General features: G+C 61.4%; 17 protein-coding genes. 11 read left to right on the plus strand and 6 right to left on the minus strand.

The features are described from left to right. Positions 1 to 2: 2 nt before the first annotated feature. Together FHT71_RS17790 and iolG are read right to left on the minus strand one after the other, a co-directional pair. On the minus strand, positions 3 to 1,433 hold the full coding sequence (locus FHT71_RS17790; RefSeq protein WP_132590504.1) for an NAD-dependent succinate-semialdehyde dehydrogenase: 1,431 nt from the start codon (positions 1,431 to 1,433) through the stop codon (positions 3 to 5). A 3-nt stretch (positions 1,434 to 1,436) separates the two neighbouring features. Then, positions 1,437 to 2,444, minus strand: a complete 1,008-nt coding sequence (iolG, locus tag FHT71_RS17795; protein ID WP_183721220.1) for an inositol 2-dehydrogenase — start codon at positions 2,442 to 2,444, stop codon at positions 1,437 to 1,439. Positions 2,445 to 2,547: 103 nt separating this feature from the next. Here iolG and iolD point away from each other — a divergent pair, with 103 nt between their 5' ends. Genes iolD through FHT71_RS17820 form a run of 5 tightly spaced genes read left to right on the plus strand, consistent with a single transcriptional unit; the run spans position 2,548 to position 8,351 of the window. After that, complete coding sequence (gene iolD, locus FHT71_RS17800) at positions 2,548 to 4,419, plus strand: 3D-(3,5/4)-trihydroxycyclohexane-1,2-dione acylhydrolase (decyclizing) (RefSeq protein WP_183721223.1); 1,872 nt, start codon at positions 2,548 to 2,550, stop codon at positions 4,417 to 4,419. A 1-nt stretch (position 4,420) separates the two neighbouring features. Then, on the plus strand, positions 4,421 to 5,314 hold the full coding sequence (gene iolE, locus FHT71_RS17805; RefSeq protein WP_183721226.1) for a myo-inosose-2 dehydratase: 894 nt from the start codon (positions 4,421 to 4,423) through the stop codon (positions 5,312 to 5,314). Further along, positions 5,311 to 6,126 (plus strand): SDR family oxidoreductase, encoded by an 816-nt coding sequence (locus FHT71_RS17810; RefSeq protein WP_132590512.1) that lies wholly within the window; start codon positions 5,311 to 5,313, stop codon positions 6,124 to 6,126. The genes iolE and FHT71_RS17810 overlap by 4 nt, the downstream gene beginning before the upstream one ends. Before the next feature lie 3 nt (positions 6,127 to 6,129). Beyond that, on the plus strand, positions 6,130 to 7,191 hold the full coding sequence (locus tag FHT71_RS17815) for a sugar phosphate isomerase/epimerase (RefSeq protein ID WP_132590514.1): 1,062 nt from the start codon (positions 6,130 to 6,132) through the stop codon (positions 7,189 to 7,191). Positions 7,192 to 7,217: 26 nt separating this feature from the next. Continuing rightward, complete coding sequence (locus FHT71_RS17820) at positions 7,218 to 8,351, plus strand: Gfo/Idh/MocA family oxidoreductase (protein ID WP_183721280.1); 1,134 nt, start codon at positions 7,218 to 7,220, stop codon at positions 8,349 to 8,351. A 61-nt stretch (positions 8,352 to 8,412) separates the two neighbouring features. Here the strand turns inward: FHT71_RS17820 and FHT71_RS17825 are convergent, their stop codons facing one another. After that, entirely contained in the window at positions 8,413 to 9,438 is a 1,026-nt protein-coding gene (locus tag FHT71_RS17825; protein WP_183721229.1) for a LacI family DNA-binding transcriptional regulator, read from the minus strand. Positions 9,439 to 9,639: 201 nt separating this feature from the next. Here FHT71_RS17825 and FHT71_RS17830 point away from each other — a divergent pair, with 201 nt between their 5' ends. From FHT71_RS17830 to FHT71_RS17855, 6 genes are all read left to right on the plus strand, one after another. Then, positions 9,640 to 10,671 (plus strand): sugar ABC transporter substrate-binding protein, encoded by a 1,032-nt coding sequence (locus FHT71_RS17830; protein ID WP_132590518.1) that lies wholly within the window; start codon positions 9,640 to 9,642, stop codon positions 10,669 to 10,671. A gap of 99 nt (positions 10,672 to 10,770) precedes the next feature. Next, positions 10,771 to 11,727 (plus strand): ABC transporter permease, encoded by a 957-nt coding sequence (locus tag FHT71_RS17835; RefSeq protein WP_132590520.1) that lies wholly within the window; start codon positions 10,771 to 10,773, stop codon positions 11,725 to 11,727. Positions 11,728 to 11,744: 17 nt separating this feature from the next. After that, on the plus strand, positions 11,745 to 12,521 hold the full coding sequence (locus FHT71_RS17840) for an ATP-binding cassette domain-containing protein (RefSeq protein WP_183721231.1): 777 nt from the start codon (positions 11,745 to 11,747) through the stop codon (positions 12,519 to 12,521). Continuing rightward, entirely contained in the window at positions 12,521 to 13,495 is a 975-nt protein-coding gene (locus FHT71_RS17845) for an ABC transporter permease (RefSeq protein ID WP_183721234.1), read from the plus strand. Before FHT71_RS17840 ends, FHT71_RS17845 begins: the two co-directional genes overlap by 1 nt. Before the next feature lie 10 nt (positions 13,496 to 13,505). Further along, complete coding sequence (locus FHT71_RS17850; RefSeq protein WP_183721236.1) at positions 13,506 to 14,516, plus strand: Gfo/Idh/MocA family oxidoreductase; 1,011 nt, start codon at positions 13,506 to 13,508, stop codon at positions 14,514 to 14,516. 13 nt (positions 14,517 to 14,529) lie between these two features. Then, on the plus strand, positions 14,530 to 15,489 hold the full coding sequence (locus FHT71_RS17855) for a sugar phosphate isomerase/epimerase (RefSeq protein ID WP_183721239.1): 960 nt from the start codon (positions 14,530 to 14,532) through the stop codon (positions 15,487 to 15,489). A 525-nt stretch (positions 15,490 to 16,014) separates the two neighbouring features. Here FHT71_RS17855 and FHT71_RS31725 read toward each other — a convergent pair. The 3 genes from FHT71_RS31725 to FHT71_RS17870 all read right to left on the minus strand — a co-directional run bounded on the left by FHT71_RS31725 (position 16,015) and on the right by FHT71_RS17870 (position 18,166). After that, a complete protein-coding gene (locus FHT71_RS31725) occupies positions 16,015 to 16,269 on the minus strand; it encodes a nuclear transport factor 2 family protein (protein WP_245505479.1) in 255 nt (84 codons plus the stop codon). Positions 16,270 to 16,375: 106 nt separating this feature from the next. After that, complete coding sequence (locus FHT71_RS17865; RefSeq protein WP_132590530.1) at positions 16,376 to 17,152, minus strand: SDR family oxidoreductase; 777 nt, start codon at positions 17,150 to 17,152, stop codon at positions 16,376 to 16,378. 120 nt (positions 17,153 to 17,272) lie between these two features. Beyond that, entirely contained in the window at positions 17,273 to 18,166 is an 894-nt protein-coding gene (locus FHT71_RS17870) for an NmrA family NAD(P)-binding protein (protein WP_132590532.1), read from the minus strand. Between the last annotated feature and the right edge of the window lie 61 nt (positions 18,167 to 18,227).

Here is an 18,227-nt window from a genome sequence, read left to right on the forward strand (position 1 = left end):
CCTCAGAAGACCATCTGGGCGAGCTTGGTGTCGAGGTAATCATCGATCCCCTCGATGCCGCCCTCTCTGCCCATGCCCGAATGGTTGGTACCGCCGAACGGCGCCTCGGAGGCGGCCAAGGCAAAGCTGTTGATGCCGACCATGCCCGATTTCAGCGCCGCCACCGTGCGCCTGGCGCGATCGGGCGAGCGGGTGAAGGCATAAGCGGAAAGCCCCATGTCGGAGGCGTTGGCGCGTGTCAGCGCCTCGTCCTCACTGGAAAACCGGGTAATCGCCGCGATCGGTCCGAAATTCTCCTCGGCGAAGACCTTCATGTCGTCAGTGACGCCGACGAGAATGGTGGGCTCGAAGAAGAAGCCGCTGTTGAGATGGGCGGGACGATTGCCGCCGTGGACGATCGTAGCACCAGCGCGAACCGCGTCTTGAACGATGCCGTCGATCTCCTGAAGCCGGCCGGCGTTGATCAGCGGCCCCATGCCGGTCTCGGGATCGAGCCCGTCGCCGAGTTTGATTTTCGCTGTGCGGGCGACGAAACCATCGACGAACGCGTCATGCAGGCTATCATGGACGAAGATCCGGTCGGGCGTGACGCAGACCTGGCCACAATTGGCGAATTTTGTCGGCACGGTCAGGTCCAGCGCCGTCTCCAGGTCCGCGTCGTCATAGACGATCAGCGGCGCATTGCCTCCGAGCTCCATCGAGACTTTCTTGACCGTATCGGCGGCATCGCGGATCATCTGCTGGCCGACGCGGGTCGAGCCGGTCAGCGACACCTTACGCACGCGGGTGTCGGCCATGATCGGTGCATAGGTGTTGCCGGTCGAGCCAACGACGAGGTTAACGGCCCCATCCGGCAGGTTGGCGGCCCTGAGGCAATCGACCATCACCATCGCCACGCCCGGCGTCTGCGAGGAGGGCCTCAGCACAACCGGGCAGCCTGCCGCAAGGGCGGGGGCCAACTTGCGCGCCGGCAGGGCTGCAGGGAAATTCCAAGCGGTAAAGGCGCCGACGATGCCGATCGGCTCGCGGCTGACCTCGAACCGTCCCCCAGGCACGCGGCTGTCGATGATACGGCCATAGATGCGGCGCGCCTCCTCGGCGAACCAGCGAAACTGATCGCAGGCCAGCCCCCATTCCCGGCCCGCCTGGGCGAGCGGCTTGCCGGTCTCGGCGGAGATCATCCTTGCCGCCTCGTCGGCCCGACGGACCATCTCGTCGGAGGCCTTGTGCAACGCGTCGGCCCGCGCAAAACCGCCCATGGCGCGCAATTTCGGCAGGGCAGTCGCGGCGGCGTCGAGCGCGGTGCGAGTTTCTTCAGTGGTGGCCAAGGGCACGGTGCCCAATGCCTTTTCAGTAACAGGAGAGATGACTGCTCCCGTTGCGGTGCCGGGCATCCAGCGACCGTTTATGAAAAGTCCGAATTGCGCGTACATGGTTCACCCGATTTCGCTGGTGTTTACGGTCCGCCCTTCAGCAATGGAGCGCAGTGCCGCTTCGGCAAGGATCAGCGCCTGACGGCCGTCCTCGAAACTGACCGCAGGCGGCGTTTTCTGTTCGACCGCATCGACGAAGGCGCCGATTTCGGCAGCAAATGCTGCGCCGTATCGCTCGATGAAGAAATTCATCAGCGGCGCGCCTTGATCGGTTTGGCTGTCGGTATAAAGGCGCAGATTGTTGAGCGTGTGGTTTTCCGAAATCGCCATGCCGCCGCTGCCAAATGCCTCCACGCGCTGGTCATAGCCGTAGACTGCGCGCCGCGAGTTGTTGATGATCGCTTGCTTTCCCGATGTGGTTTTCAGCACCACGGTTACCGTGTCGTAATCATTGCAACGCTCCATCAGCGCCGGATCGACCAGACGCGAACCGGTCGCGGAGACCTCGGTCACTTTTTCGTCGAGAATGAACCGCGCCAGATCGAAGTCGTGGATCGTCATGTCGCGGAAGATGCCACCCGAGACTTCGATATAGGCGTCCGGCGCCATGCCGGGATCGCGGGAGGTGATGATGACTTGATGCAGATGGCCGAGCTTGCCAGTCTTGACGGCCTGGCGCAATGCGCTGTGTCCGGCGTCGAAGCGGCGTACGAAGCCGAGCATGACCGGCACATTGCTCCCCGCAATTCTTGTTGCGCAGGCATGGACGCGATCGAGCGACAGGTCGATCGGCTTTTCGCACAAAACGGGTTTTCCGGCCGCCACGGCCTGTTCGATCAGATCGGCATGCGTTGCGGTCGAGGTGGCGATCAGCACTGCATCGACGTCGGCCGACGCGAATATCGCATCGGCCGAATCGAAGCGGGGAACGCCCAGTTTTTCCGATATTTCCACGGCCGCCGGCACATGCACATCGAAGACGCCGGCAAGCGCTGCGCGCGGATGAGCGGCGATATTTTCCGCATGCATGCGACCGATGCGGCCCACGCCAAGCACTGCAATTTTCAGCATTCAATTTCCTCCCGAGGTGTTGTGCAATAATCATTGCAAACTGTTATATTTGTCAATATGTATTCCGGAACAACATAACATTCCATCCGCAGGAGGAGGCGAGATGACCCGCAAGACTGTGCGCCTGACCATGGCTCAGGCCCTTGTCCGTTACCTTTGCAATCAGTTCACCGATATCGAGGGCGAGCGCGTACCGCTTTTTGCCGGCGTCTTTGCGATCTTTGGCCATGGTAACGTCACCTGCCTGTCCGAGGCGCTGGAAACCGTGCAGGACAGGCTGCCGACGTGGCGCGGCCAGAACGAACAGTCGATGGCGCTCGCCGCCATCGGCTTTGCCAAGGCGAAACGTCGCCGACAGATCATGGTCGCGGCAACCTCGATTGGACCGGGTGCGCTCAACATGGTGACCGCGGCCGGCGTCGCCATGGCCAACCGTCTGCCGGTGCTGTTGCTTGCTGGCGATACCTTCGCCAGCCGCCTGCCCGATCCCGTGCTGCAGCAGGTCGAACACTTCGGCGACCCGACGATCACCGCCAACGATGCCTTCAAGTCGGTCGTGCGCTATTGGGACCGGATCGTGTTGCCGGAACAGATCCTGCAATCGCTGCCGCAGGCGGTCGCAACGATGCTCGACCCAGCCGATTGCGGCCCTGCCTTCATCGGTCTGGCGCAGGACACCCAGGAAGTTGCCTTCGACTATCCGGAAGTGTTTTTCGAGCCGAAGGTCTGGAAGATCCCACGCCCGCGACCCGACCGCGATACGGTCATCGCGGCGGCCGAACTGCTGAAGACCGCGAACCGTCCGCTGATCATCTCGGGCGGCGGCGTGCGCTATTCGCTTGCTGAGGAAAAGGTCGCCGAATTCGCCGCGAAACGGGGAATCCCCGTGGTCGAGACGATCGCCGGCAAGGGCGCGCTGACTCATGACCATCCGGTGCATGCCGGGCCGATCGGCATCGTGGGCTCGACCTGCGCTAACGCGCTTGCGAAAGACGCGGATGTGATCCTGGCGATCGGCACGCGCCTGCAGGACTTCACCACCGGTTCGTGGACGGCCTTTTCGCAAGAAGCGCAGTTCATCTCGATCAATGCGGCGCGCTTCGATGCGGTCAAGCATCGGTCGCTGTCAGTGGTCGGCGATGCGTTGGAAACCGTGGCCGAGCTCGACGTCGCACTCGGCGACTATAAGGCCGCGGCGGACCTGATGCCGCGCGCCAAGGCATTGTTTGCCGAATGGGACAAGCTCCTCGATGAGCATCAATTCCCGACCAATGCGCCGGTTCCCTCCTATGCGCAGGTGGTTGGTGTGCTGAACAAGGTGGCCCGCCCGGAGGATACGCTGATCGCCGCCGCCGGCGGCACGCCGGGCGAAGTGGTCAAGGGCTGGCGGGTCAAGAACCCGAACACCTTCGATTGCGAGTTCGGCTTCTCCTGCATGGGTTATGAAATCCCTGCAGGCTGGGGCTCAGCCATGGCCCAGGAAGGGCCTGGTGGCACTGGCGGCACACCGATCGTCATGATCGGCGACGGCACGTACATGATGATGAACTCGGACATCTATTCGGCGGCGCTGACGGGACACAAGCTGATCGTCGTCGTCTGCGACAATGGCGGCTTTGCGGTCATCAATCGTCTGCAGCAGGCCAAAGGCGTTCCGGGTTTCAACAATCTGCTCACCGATTCCCGTGTCCAAAACCGGGAAAACCCGCTCCACGTCGATTTCGTCAAGCATGCGGAGGCCATGGGCGCAAAGGCCCGCAAGGCCGAAAGCCTCGCCGACCTCGAGGACGCAATGAAGTGGGCGCAGGGCAATGACGGCATCACCGTGATCTCGATCGTTTCGGACGCTCGGAAATGGGTGCCGGGCGACGCCGACTGGGACGTCGGCGTTCCCGCCGTATCAAGCTTTGAAACCGTCCGCGCTGCCCGCGCGGCACAAGAGAAAATCCGCGAAGCGCAGCGTTTGGGTGTCTGAGATGAAGGCAAGATTGGGAATTGCGCCGATTGCATGGTGGAACGACGACCTCGCGGAACTCTCCGATGACGTCAGCCTCGAGGAATGCCTGCGGCAGGCTTCCGAAGCCGGCTTCACCGGCATGGAGACCGGCCGCCGGTTTCCGATGGACATGGAGGAACTGGGGCCGATCCTGTCCCGCTATGGAATATCCGTCTGCGGCGGCTGGTTCTCCGGCCTGCTGCTCGACGGCGACATCGAGGCCGAGAAGGAGCGCATCGCGCAGCAGATGGCCTTCTTCATCGCCGCGGGCGCGCCCTGCATCGTCTATGGCGAGACCGCGCGCTCCATCCAGGGCATCCGCTCCGCGCCGCTTGCGACGAAGCCAAAGCTTTCCGAGACGGAGATGGCGGCCTATGGCCGCAAGATTTCGGACTTCGCCAACTGGTGCGCCAGGCAGGGCATGCCGATTTGCTACCATCACCATATGGCGGCGGCGGTCGAGACGGAGGCGGAACTCGATCTGTTGATGAGGCACTCTTCAGTGCCGCTTTTGTTCGACGCCGGGCACATGGCCTTTGCCGGCGGCGATGTCATGCGGGTCATCGACAACCACCACGCCCGGATCACCCATGTCCACACCAAGGACATCCGCCGCGCGGTCGTGGATGGGCTGGATCGCAGCAAGGAGAGCTTCCTCGATGCGGTCATCAAGGGTGCCTTCACAGTGCCGGGCGACGGCAGCCTCGATTTCGAGGCAATCGTCAAGGCGCTGGCCGCCAAGGGCTACGAGGGCTGGTTCGTGGTCGAGGCCGAACAGGATCCGGTCAAGAACCCGCCGCTCGCGATGGCTCGCAAGGGCCACAAGGAATTGCTGCGCGTCATGGACGCCGCCGGTTATGAGGTCGTGAAATGAACCGTATCGATGGAAAGATCGCCGTCATCACCGGCGGCACGCAGGGGCTGGGTGCTGCGATCGCCCGAATTTTCGCGCAAGCCGGTGCCGCCGGCCTGGTGATCGTTGGACGCGACGGCGCCAAGGGCGCCAAGGTGGCGGACCAGATCGCCGCCGAGCACGGAATACCCGTGCTGGTCGTGGCGGCCGATCTGGGTGACATCCCAGACGTCCGGCGCGTGCTGGCCGAAACCGACGAACGGTTCGGCCGGGTGGATATCCTGGTCAATGCCGCCGCGCTGACCGACCGGGGCAATCTGCTGAACACTACGCCTGACCTTTTCGACCGGATCTTCGCCGTGAACGTGCGCGCGCCGTTCTTCCTGATGCAGGACGCTGTGCAGATCATGATCCGGGAAGGGATCGAGGGAACGATCGTCAACATCGGCTCGGCGTCGGAACACGCCGGCCAGCCGTTCATCGCACCCTATTGCGCTTCGAAAGGTGCGCTTGCGACGCTGACGCGCAATTCCGGCTTTGCGCTGATGCGCAACCGCATCCGGGTCAACCAGCTCGACATCGGCTGGATGAACTCCGACCACGAGCGCGCGCTGCAGGCGGCGGAAACCGGAGATCCGCAAGCGATCGACCGGGCCGCAGCGGAACTGCCTTTCGGACGCCTGCTCGATCCGGCCGAGGTTGCACTTGCTGTCCTCTGGGCGGCTTCCGGCGACAGCGGGATGATGACGGGATCGGTGATCCACTACGACCAGTCCGTCTGGGGCGGCTATGACGGCCAGGCTCCGGCACCTGCCAAGCGGCTCGGGGAGTAAGCGATGCGCACGATCAAGGGACCAGGCGTTTTTCTCGCTCAGTTCGCGGCCGACGACGCGCCCTACAACTCCTTGCCGAGCCTTGCGAAATGGGCAGCGGACAAGGGCTTCAAGGGCGTGCAGATCCCGACCTGGGATACCCGTCTCATCGACATGAAAAAGGCTGCGACAAGCGACGCCTATTGCGACGAACTGAAGGGCATGCTGGCCGACTACGGGCTCGAGATCACCGAATTCGCCTCGCATATCACCGGGCAACTGGTGGCGGTGCATCCAGCTCATGACACGATCATGGACAGTTTCGCACCTGAGCATGTGCGCGGCAATCCGGCCGGACGGCGGGCCTGGGCCGAGGAGCAGCTTGGATATGCCGCCCGCGCCTCGAAGCGGCTCGGGATCGACCGGCACGTGACGTTTTCCGGCGCTCTTCTGTGGCCCTATCTCTATCCCTATCCGCAATGGCCGGAGGGACTGGTCGAGGAGGGGTTCGAAGAGCTTGCGAAGCGCTGGACGCCGATTCTCAACGACTTCGACGCACATGGCGTCGATGTCTGCTACGAGATCCACCCCTGCGAAGACCTGCACGACGGCCATAGCTGGGAAATGTTCCTCGACAAGGTGAAGGAGCACCCACGCGCCAGCCTGATGTATGATCCGTCGCATTTCGTGCTGCAGGCGCTCGACTATCTCGCCTTCATCGACCACTACCATGAACGTATCAGGGCCTTCCATGTGAAGGACGCCGAGTTTCGCCCTGACGGCAAGTCGGGCGCCTACGGCGGATATCAGCCATGGTCGAAGCGGGCCGGGCGCTTTCGCAGTCCCGGTGACGGACAGGTCGATTTCGGTGCGATCTTCACCAAGCTCACCACCTACGGCTTCGATGGCTGGGCAGTGCTCGAATGGGAGTGCTTCGTGAAGAACCCCGAGGACGGTGCCGCCGAGGGCGCGCGCTTCATCGCCGATCATATCATCCGCGTCTCGGACCGGGCTTTTGATGATTTCGTCAAATCCGGCGCCAATCGCAATGCCAACCGGGCGATGCTCGGGCTGGAGGCGAAATGAGTACCCAACAACCCTTGCGGCTCGGCATGGTGGGTGGCGGGCAGGGCGCCTATATCGGCAACATCCATCGGCTCGCATCGCGGCTCGACGGACAATGGCAACTTGTGGCCGGTGCTTTTGACGTGGATCCGCGGCGAAGCCGCGAATTCGCGATCGGGCAGGGCCTCGATCCCTCGCGCAGTTATGGCTCTTATCAGGATCTCATCTCAGGCGAGGTCGGGCGCGCGGACCGCGTGGATGCGGTGGCGATCTGCACGCCGAATTACACCCACTATCCAATCGCCAGGGCGCTGATCGAGGCAGGCTTCGACGTGATCTGCGAGAAGCCGCTGACGGCAACGCTTGAAGACGCTGTGGCACTTGAAAAACTCGCCCGCGCATCCGGCCGGTTTGTCGGTGTGACCTACACCTACTCGGGCTATCCGATGGTCCATGAGGCGCGCGTGCGCGTTGCACGGGGCGAGATCGGGACGATCCGCTCCGTACAGGTCGAGTATCCGCTCGAATGGATGGCGACGGCGATCGAGCAGAAGGGCAACGCCCAAGCGGCATGGCGCACCGACCCGAAGAAGAACGGCCGGGGCGGTTCGATAGGCGATATCGGCACCCATGCCTATCATCTGGCGGGTTTTGTGACGGGATTGAAGTTGGATGCTCTCACTGCCGACCTTGCGACCTTCGTTGAGGGCCGGGCTCTCGACGACAATGCGCATGTGATGATGCGCTATCAGGGCGGGGCGCGAGGCCTGTTGTGGTCTTCTCAGGTCGCTTTGGGGAACTCGAACGGCGTGCGGCTGCGCGTCTTCGGCTCCAGCGGATCGTTTCAATGGTTCCAGGAGCAGCCGAACGAATTGATCTATGCGCCCCTGGAAGGCCGCGTCCAGATCATCAAGCGCGGCGCCGACGACTTGTCGGAAGACGCGAAGGTCCGCAGCCGGACCCCGCCCGGTCATCCGGAAGGTTATCTGGAAGCCTTCGCGAACTTGTATGCAGGCTTCGCCGAAGCGATCCGCGCACAGAAGGAAAATCGCGAGCCAGGTGCGGTCGGTCGGAATGTGCCGCTCGCCTATGACGGCTTGAAGGGCGTCGCCTTCGTTGAGGCCGTGGTCGACAGCGCGGAAGCAACGATCCAACCGTGGATTCGACCGGTCGTGGTCTGACAGACACCGTCGCCGCCGGCGACGATGCCCTTGGAGGGCGATCCATTGAAGGGTCGCCTTTTCAAAGACCGCAATTATAGCGCGTATGAAGAAGGATTTGCGAATGAGGCGGTTCAGTCGATACCCCGTTCAGATTGTCTCTTATCCATCGCGCCGCCGAGGTCAGCTCACCGGCAAAGTCGTGCGATATGACGTAATCCATGCTGCCCGATTCCAGCAACGCGCGGGAATGGTTGGAGAGTTCGTGCCCGACGAACACGGTCTCCTGAGCCTTGCCTATGTGTTCGAGAGCCTTGGCAACGCCGCGATTGGCGCCGGCAACATTGTAGATCGCGGCCGGATGGCCGTTCGCCTCGAAATAGCGAAGCAACTGCTCACATGTGTTCTCGGGCCGCTCGTCGGAGATCACACGCTCCTCAATCTTGAGATGCGGGAAGTCGGAGCGGAGGACCCTGCGGAACCCCATTTCACGCTCCTGTTGGCAGCGGAAGGGAACGCTCATCACGATCAGGATGCTGTTGCGCTCTTTCGGCAGGGCGTTGCCGATCAAAAGCGCAGCGACGCTTCCGGCCGCATACTGGTCGTTGCCGACGAAGGCGCTCCGGCGCGAACTCGGCAAATCGGTCGTCAGGCAAACCACAGGAATCCCGGCTGTTCGCAGTTTGCGTATGGCACGGTTGACGGCGGGATGTTCTCGCGAAATGACCACGACGCCGTCGGCGTCGCCGCCCTCCTGCTCGATGCCGCGTGCAAAAGCGACAGGGTCGAGTTCGCTCGTCGCCACATAGAGGCCCTCGATCTTGATGCCCGGAAGCGTCCGGTTCACGTCGGTCACGGCGCCCGCCATCGCCGCGTTGAAGGTCTCGCCGGACTCGCAGAAGAGACGGATCTGCAGCGGCATATCCTTGTCCGTATTTTCGTTTCTGAGCTTTTCCAGGGCAGCGAGTATGCGCGCTCTGGTTTTATCGCGAACGCCGCTGCGGTTGTTGAGAACTCTGTCCACTGTCGCCACGCCGACGCCTGCGAGACGAGCAATTTCGTGGACTGTCGGACCTTTCCAGGCGCCGTTCGAGGAACGCTTGCTCATGACTACCTCCATTCGTGATGTAATTGCCATCATATCGTAGAAGAATTAGGCATATAAGCCTTTAGATTCCAGTAAATTAAGATTTATCTGTGCAGTGCAGCATAATTGATGTTTATACCATCATAAAACAGCCATCGTAAAGCTTGAATGATGGAAAATCAATCCGGATAATCGCACCGTCCAACTGAGGAGGAGGAACCTATGAAACTGAAAAAATTGATGATGCTTTCGAGCTTATTGGTTGCAACCGCATTGAGCAGCGCAAGCAACGCTCAGGAGAGCGGGAAGCAATATCGTTTCGTCATGGTCTCTCATATCGGATCAAACGATCCGAATATGAACTGGCTGACGACATCGCTGAAGGAGTTCGAGAAGAGGTATCCGAACGTCAAGACCGAGTATATTTCAACCAACAACTATTCGGTCCAGGAGCACGTTCGTCTTCTCGAGCAGGCGATCGCCACCCACCCCGATGGCATTGCCGTGCCGATCGTCAGCTCCGACGCCTTCGAAGGCCCTCTGCGCAAAGCAATCGAGGAAGGCATCCCGGTCGTCGCCTTCAACATTCCTGACAGCCGGCCGGCCGGGGAGCGCATTCCCTATCTGACCTATGTCGGCGGTGACGAATACCTGACGGGCAAGAAACTCGGCGAATACGCGATCGAGCAGGCCAAGGAAGGCAAGATCCCGACGCCGAAGCATGTGGTTTGCGCCAGCCACGATTCGGCTCACCAAGGTCTGAAAGCACGCTGCAAGGGCATGCAGGACGCCATGGCGACGGTTGGTGCCAAGTTCGATGAGTTGTTCATCGGCGCGGAGCCGGCAACGGCGCGCAACACATTGCAATCCTTCCTGCAGGCCAATCCGGACACCAACTACATCTTTACGGTTGCCGGCTGGTCGTCACCCTGGGCCTGGGGCGTCGCCAACGACATGAAGCTCGATCCCGATGTCGACGACAAAGGCATGACGATCCTCACGGTTGACGAGGGTCCGGTCTCGATCGAAGGCGTGCGCGCGGGACATATACTCGCGACCAATAGCCAGGGCTTCTGGCTGCAGGGCTACGCACCTATGGAATGGCTCCTGTGGAACAAGGAGTTCGGATACGCGCCCCAGAGCGATATCCTGACCGGCCCGATCATCATCGACAAGGACAACGCCGATCAATGGGCCAAGCAGGTTGGCGGCGTGTTCGGTGACAAGGCCTACAACGAGCAGAACACCTGGTAGGAGTTCCTCCCGAAGCCGGGCAGCCGAGCCTATTGAAGGTTCGGCTGCCCTCATTCGATTGCGCCTCAAGCGCAGTTCTAATCAGCGAGTCCAAGCCTCATGAAGCATCTTCTGCGAAACCAGGGCCTCGGCGCAATTGTCGGTGTCGTCGTCATGTTTGCCGCCTTCACGGTGATCGATTTCTCGGGTTGGTGGACCGTTCAGACGATATCGAACGTCACCCAATTCACAGCGATTCTTGCCTTCGTGGCCATGGGCCAGGCGCTGATCATCATGACCAGGGAGATCGACCTTTCGGTCGGTTCCGTCTATGGCCTCACCGGGGTCGCCTTCATCACCATGGAGCCGGCGCTCGGCGTTCCCGGCTCCCTTGTCCTGGCGCTGGTCATTGCGGTGGTGGCGGGCCTCATCCAGGGTATCGCGGTCGTCAAGGGACAGTTGCCATCGATGATCGTCACGCTCGGCGGTCTCTTCACGGCGCGCGGTATCATCTATGTGTGGACCGGCGGCTCGGTCCATAATTTCTCGCCTGATGCGCGCAGCCATGCGCTGACGCTGCTTCTGGGCGGCAGCCTCTTCGGCGTCGAAGCTGCGATCTACTGGCTGATCCTGGTCGCTGCGGTTCTTGCCTTTGTGTTGTGGGCGACGCCGTTCGGTAACCGTCTTCTGGCGACGGGCGGCAGCCGGGAGAGCGCGGAATCGCGCGGCGTCCAGACCGATCGCATCAAGATCGCAACGTTCATCCTCTGCTCCCTGCTGGCGGGCTTCGCCGGCATCTTGACCCTGTGCAACCAACCGCAGACCCACGTAACGCTCGGCGAAAACATGGAGCTCGAGGCGATCGCCGCCGCGGTCATCGGCGGCTGCCTGTTGACCGGCGGACGCGGCTCGATCCTTGGCGCCATACTCGGGGCGCTCATCGTCGTCAGCCTGCGCTACGAACTGATCGCGCTCGGCGCGCCATCGTCCTGGTACATCACCTTCGTCGGCGCCGTGCTCATCATCGCAATCATCTTCAACCAGAAACTGGCCCGCTTCCTCGGGCACAGCGTTTGATGCGGGAGGACGCTCAAATGACAAACAATCACCCGCTCATTCAGGTCAAGAACCTCGACCTCTATTTCGGCGCCTTCCATGCCCTGAAGAATGTCTCGGTCGATTTTCACGCCGGCGAGCTGGTCGGTCTGGTCGGCGACAACGGCGCCGGCAAGACGACGCTGATCCGCGTTCTGTGCGGGATTCATGCTCCGACATCCGGAGAGGTCTTCTTCGACGGCAAGAAAGTCGAGAGGTTTCACCCGAAGCTTGCCATCGACCAGGGGATCGAGACGATCCAGCAATCCGTCGGACTTTGCGACAACCTCTCGATTGCACGCAATTTCTACCTTGGACGGGAACCCGTCAAACGCATCCTCGGCATCCCCATTCTCGATTTCGGCAAGATGCGCGAAAAGTCCACCCGGGTCATCCGGCAGTTCGGCCTTCGCGAGAATGTGTCGGCCGACGACGAGGTGGAGCGCCTCTCCGGCGGCGAGCGCCAGTCGGTCAAGATCGGTCGTGCCGTCGAGTTTAAAAACCGGGTCATCATCATGGACGAGCCGACCAACCATCTGTCGGTGCGCGAGCGCGAGCATGTCAACGAGATTGCCGTGCAGCTCAAGGAGCAGGGGTTGCTCGTCATCTATATCACCCATGACATCTTCCAGGTCCACAAGCTGGCGGACCGTATCGTCATCATGGAAAACGGCGAGAAAGTCGCTGATGCGTCAACCGACGCCATGACCGCCGAAGCGCTTGAGGACGTCATCCGCCAGGGCGGTCGCGTCGTCGAAAAGAAGGAGACGGTCTGATGGCACTATCGTCTGCAAAACCGCTCATTCGGCGTCACGCGGAGATCGGCATTTTGCTGATCGGCGTCGTTTTGGTCGCCATATTCGCCGCGACCTCGAACGGTAACTGGGCCAATCTCTACAATATCGGGACGATCCTGCAGGTGACCGCAACTTTGGGCTTGATGAGCCTTGGCGTCGCGCTGGTGATCGGAACCGGGGAGATCGATATTTCGGTCGGGTCGACCTTCGGGATGGGGGCGCTGGCTTATCTCTGGCTTGCGGCGCGGGTCGATCCATCGGTCGCCGTCATCGCCGCGATGCTGGTCGGCGCAGCGATCGGCCTGATCAACGGTCTGCTCGTCACGCGCAGTGGTACGCCGTCCCTCATCATCACGCTCGGCACTCTGATGATCTTTCGTGGCATTGCCATCGCGCTGACGGAAGGTTTCTCGTTCTCCATTCCCTATGCGGCCCGCAAGGGTTGGACCTACGTCGTGCTCGGCGGGGGTGACTTCGTCAACTTCAACACGGCGCTCTGCTGGCTCATCGCAGTGTTCATTGTTCTCTGGGTAATCCTGAAGGCAATGCCGTTTGGCAACCGGCTTCTCGCTGTCGGCGGCTCCGCCGAGAGCGCCCATTCCCGCGGCGTCCGGGTGGGCCGCATCAAACTGTCCGCCTTCGTCATCTGCGGCATGCTCGCCGCCTTCGGCGGAGCACTGGAAGCCGGCAAGCTTGGCTTTGCGGATGGCTCGATGGGGCGGCTCATGGAACTCCAGGCGATCGCCTCCTGTGTGCTGGGCGGCTGTTTGCTTGCCGGCGGACGCATTTCCTTGATCGGCGCGCTGATGGGCGCATTCGTGCTGTCTTCCATCCAATCCTATCTCGTCGTCATGGGTGTGCAGCCGCAGTGGTTCATCCTGATATTGGGGGTGATCGTAGTGCTCGCGGCCTATGGCGACCGGTCCCTCCGCCAATGGGCTCTCAAGAAATAAGGATATCGGAATGTCAGTCAGAATAGCGATCATCGGTGCCGGCATCATGGGGGCGGACCATGCCCGGATCGTCGCCGAAGATCTGCCGGGAGCAACCTTGCAGGTGGTGTGCGATGCCGCCCCGGAGCGCGCCCGAAAGATAGCGGAAGAATGCGGCGCTGCCGATGTCGCTGCCGATCCGGTCGAGACCATAAGGCGAAGCGACGTCGATGCCATCCTGATCGCGAGCCCCGATGAAACGCATGCGCCACTGTCGCTTGCCGCGATCGAGGCTGGGAAGCCGGCTCTGTGCGAGAAGCCACTGTCACAGAGCGCGAAGGAGTGCCTGGACGTGATCGACGCCGAAGTGTCGCGCGGTCGTCAATTCGTTCAGCTCGGTTTCATGCGTCGCTTCGATCCCGCCTATCGCAATATGAAAGCGATGCTTGACGATGGCGCGCTTGGTCGCGCGCTCATGATGCACAACTTCCACCGCAACGTCGAAGCGCCGCCGAACTTCACCGGACAGATGGCGATTACCAACTCCGCGCCCCACGAATTCGATGTCGCGCGCTTTGTGCTGGGCGCCGACTTCACGGCAATTTCAGTCTTCCAGCCGGCGGGCGTCGACGCCTCAAGGACCGGAGCACCGGTATTCATGGTGCTCGAGACTGACAAAGGTCAGCTTGTGAACATCGAAATCAACAACAATGCGGCCTATGGCTACGACGTACGGGGTGAGCTCGTCGGCGAGAAGGGATCGATCCTTCTCAATTCTCCTACCCCCACGCGCCAGAACGGCCAAATGATGGCCTATGAGCGCTATGCGCCCGATTGGCGTTCTCGCTTCGCGGAAGCGTACCGGTTGCAGAACAAGGCGTTCTTGAACTTCGTTCGCACCGGCGTGTTCCCGGCCATCGCTTCCAATGCCTGGGACGGCTATTGCGCCGCCCTTATCGCGGAAGCCGGCGTCGAGGCGCTCCGGGCGGGTGAGCGCGCCACAATAGCGAAGACGAACAAACCGCCTCTCTATAACCGATAAAAGGGATCCACTCATGAAACTCGGCTTCGTCTCCGACAGCCTCGGCGGCATGTCCTTTGAAGCGCTTCTCGACAACGCGGCTCGACTTGGTGTCTCGGGGGTCGAGGTCAATACGGGCGGCTGGTCGACCGCGCCGCATTTCGATCTGCAATCTATGAAGGCGAGCGCTGATGCGCGTCGCGACTTCGCGAAGGCGTTCGAAAATCGTGGTCTGGAGATCATCGCCCTCAAGGCCAACGGCAACCCCTTGCATCCGGCCCAGCCGGAACAGGCTGAATGCCTCAAGGATACGATCCGTATCGCCGGCGACATGGGAATCAAGACGGTGTGCGCCATGTCCGGCCTGCCCGCCGGCCGTGAAGGCGATCTCATGCCGAACTGGGTCATTTCCTCTTGGCCACCGGAAACGCAGGCTATCCTCCGTTACCAGTGGCAGGAAAAGCTTTTGCCGTTTTGGACGGAGATCGCTGCTCTCGCGAAAGAGAACGGCGTCGAGCGCATCGCACTGGAATTGCATGGCAACCAGTATGTCTACAATGTGCCGTCGCTCCTGAAACTGCGCGCGGCGGTCGGTCCCGTCATTGGCGCTAATCTCGATCCATCGCACCTGTTCTGGATGGGGGCCGACCCGCTGATGGCTGCCGAAGCACTGGGCGAGGCGATCCATCATGTGCATGCGAAGGATACGATGCTCAACGGCCCGGTTCAGGCCACGACATCCCTGCTTGAAAATGGCTCGTTGATGAACCTTCCAGCGCGCAGCTGGTCCTATATCACTCTTGGCTTCGGCCATGGCGAGGAATGGTGGAGGCAGTTCTGCTACCGGTTGAAGATGGCGGGCTATGACGGTTGGCTGTCGGTCGAGCACGAGGATGTGGTACTCAATAGTGTCGAAGGGTTGGAAAAGTCTATCGCACTCCTCAAGGGCGTGATGCCCGTAGCCGCGAGCGACTTCAAGCCTCAAGCGATATGATCAGCGACAGACGATACCGTGTCGACACAAGATTTGGGGTCGCGCCAAAAAGAGAACATGTCTACTTAAACGCAATAAAATCGTTTAAATGAAGCGCTTTGTAACATGCTCTTATCAAAAGCATGGAGATCGCGGGTCCCTGGTTCGAGTCTCTTCAAGGCGGGGTTCCGCATCCCCTTTTGGGGTCCGAACTTTTTTGAATCCTTGCTTGCCTCGTGACGATGCCCATCGTCGAGCGCTTGTCCCGCGCGCCTGAGGATCGGTAGGTCGGAGATCCATCACGCTTCTAGAAATGAAACGCTTTGTCTTCGGCAACGTTCTCGACCCGCTTGTGGCGCACGCGCCAGTCGCCAGCTTCCGTCCTGGTGAGCCATGGCGTAGGAGATCAGCTTTGGCAGATGCTCGTCATATTCCATGATTTCCATAGGCGCGCGGACTTGAGTTTGCTTGCCTCGCTCGACGGAGCGATGCGCATAAGCAGGATGTAGTAGGTGACGATGATGTCATCGCCCGGTCCGGCGTCGATTACGTGGTTGCAGTTGTGCAGCCGATGGTGATGGGCTCGTAGCCCTTCAGGAACGCCACCAATTCGTCCTTGCCGGCGCTTCGGCCAAGCGGATGATCAACGACCACGTCGTCCGAGAACGCCGCAAGCAGTTCCTCCGGTTGCCAGCGGTCGAACAGGAAATTGACCCGGTTCACAAAATCGATAGCCTCGAACCGGGTGACGGCGTGGATGCGCCGCTTCGGTTGGGCGAGCGGCATGGCACTGGTGCTCATGGAAAATTCCTTTCGCAGAGGTTGGAGGGCAATACGTCGCCGCGGCCTAGAGAGGTGAGGGGTTTAAGGAGCTGGAGAACTGACGGACGAGCCTTTGGAGGGAGCGCTAGACGAGCGAATCCACGACGCCACCGTCGACTCTCAGCGCCGCACCGGTCGTTGCGGAGGCGAGGGGGGAGGCGACATAGACCACCATGTTCGCGACTTCCTCGACCGTTGCCGGCCGCTCGATGATGGAGGTCGGACGATGCGTCTTGACGAAGTCGATGCCGACTTGCTCGATGGACCGCTCGGCCGTGACGTGCTCTTTGAGCATCTCGGCGGCGCCTTCGGACATGGTCGGGCCCGGCAGCACCGAATTCACCGTCACTCCCGTGCCAGCCATGCGCTTGGCGAGACCGCGCGCAACCGCCACGTCTGCGGTCTTGCTGACGCCGTAGTGGATCATCTCGACAGGAATATTGAAGGCGGATTCTGATCCGAGGAAGATGAAGCGCCCCCACGATTTGGCAGCCATTTTCGGGAGGTAGGCGCGCGCCAGGCGCACGCCGGCCATGACGTTGACCTGCCAGTGGCGGTCCCAGATCGCATTGTCGGTCTCGAAGAAATCCAGCGGCTGAAAAATCCCGAGGTTGCTGACGACGATGTCCGGCTCGGGTTCGGCCCGGATCATGGCCTCACATCCCTCGGCGCTGGCGAGGTCGAGCGCATGACCGCGCGCACGGCCGCCGAGGCGCGCCACCGCCACATCGACCTTTTGCCGGGTGCGGCCGTTGATAATGACTGCTGCGCCCGCCTCATGGAGTCCACGGGCGATCGCAAATCCGATGCCTTCGGTGGATCCTGTAACGAGGGCGACTTTACCTGAAAGGTCGATGTTCACTTGCTTCTCCTGAAAGATCGGCCGGGCGGCGCGATCATCGCGCCGCCACCAGCGTCTTGGTCAGAGCCGGCGCTTCCGACCCGGTGATTCCGATGTTCCGTGGGTCCGCGCCGGAGCGGCTTACGCCGCCGCGTCCAGCGTATTGAAGGCGGCCCGGTGCGACGTGACGAAGTCCTGAACGGTCATCGGCGGCACGCCCGTCACTTCGGCGATGATCGTGTCGGCGCCCGAGAAGATGCCGTTCTGGTAATCGAGGGCGATCGCGCAGAAATGCTGGATCAAAAATTCCGGCAGGCCGAGTTTTTCCAGGCGATCACGATAGGCGGGGATGGTTAGCGGCTGGTATCTGATCTTGCGGCCGAGCACCTCGCTGATGGCTGCGGCGATGCCCGGCTGGTCGAGCTCGGTCGGTCCATGAAGCGTGTAGGTCTTGCCGATATGCGCGGCCGGCTCGACCAGCAGCGCTGCAATCAGGCGGGCCTGGTCCTCGGCAGCGATGGGAGCATGACGGCCAGCGCCATAGGGCAGGTCGATGATGCTCTGTTCGACGATCGTCTTGCGCGCAAACGGGTAGAGCAGCCATTGCGAGAAGAAGGTTGGCCGCAGGTGGATGGTGGGAACGCCCGACCAGTCGAAGACCCGCTCGGCGATCCAGTGATCGCGCGCCGCATGACTTTTGGAGTCCTCGCGCGCGGAGATCTGCGACATGTTGATTACGGCCTTGAGGCCGGCCCGCCTGGCCGCATCGGCGAAATATGCTGTGGTCTGGATGATGCCGGGACGGACGGGATAGCAGAAATAGGCGGCAGTGGTGCCGGCGGCGGCGCGGATCACGTCGTCATGCTCGAAGAGGTCGCCGACCACGACCTCGGCGCCTGCGCTGCGAAGCGCTTCGGCTCGCTCGTCTTCCCTGTGGACCATCGCGCGGACAGCGTGGCCCTTCTCGATCAGCCGCTGGACGGTGTAGCGGCCGGTCTCACCGGTCGCGCCGGTAACGAGGAACTTGTCAGTCATTTTTATCTCCTTGTGTTCGGTTGCGTCAGCATGTGTGTAATTGCACACTTCCGGGTAAAAA

The sequence above is a fragment of the Rhizobium sp. BK060 genome, assembly GCF_014193145.1.
GTDB lineage: Bacteria > Pseudomonadota > Alphaproteobacteria > Rhizobiales > Rhizobiaceae > Rhizobium.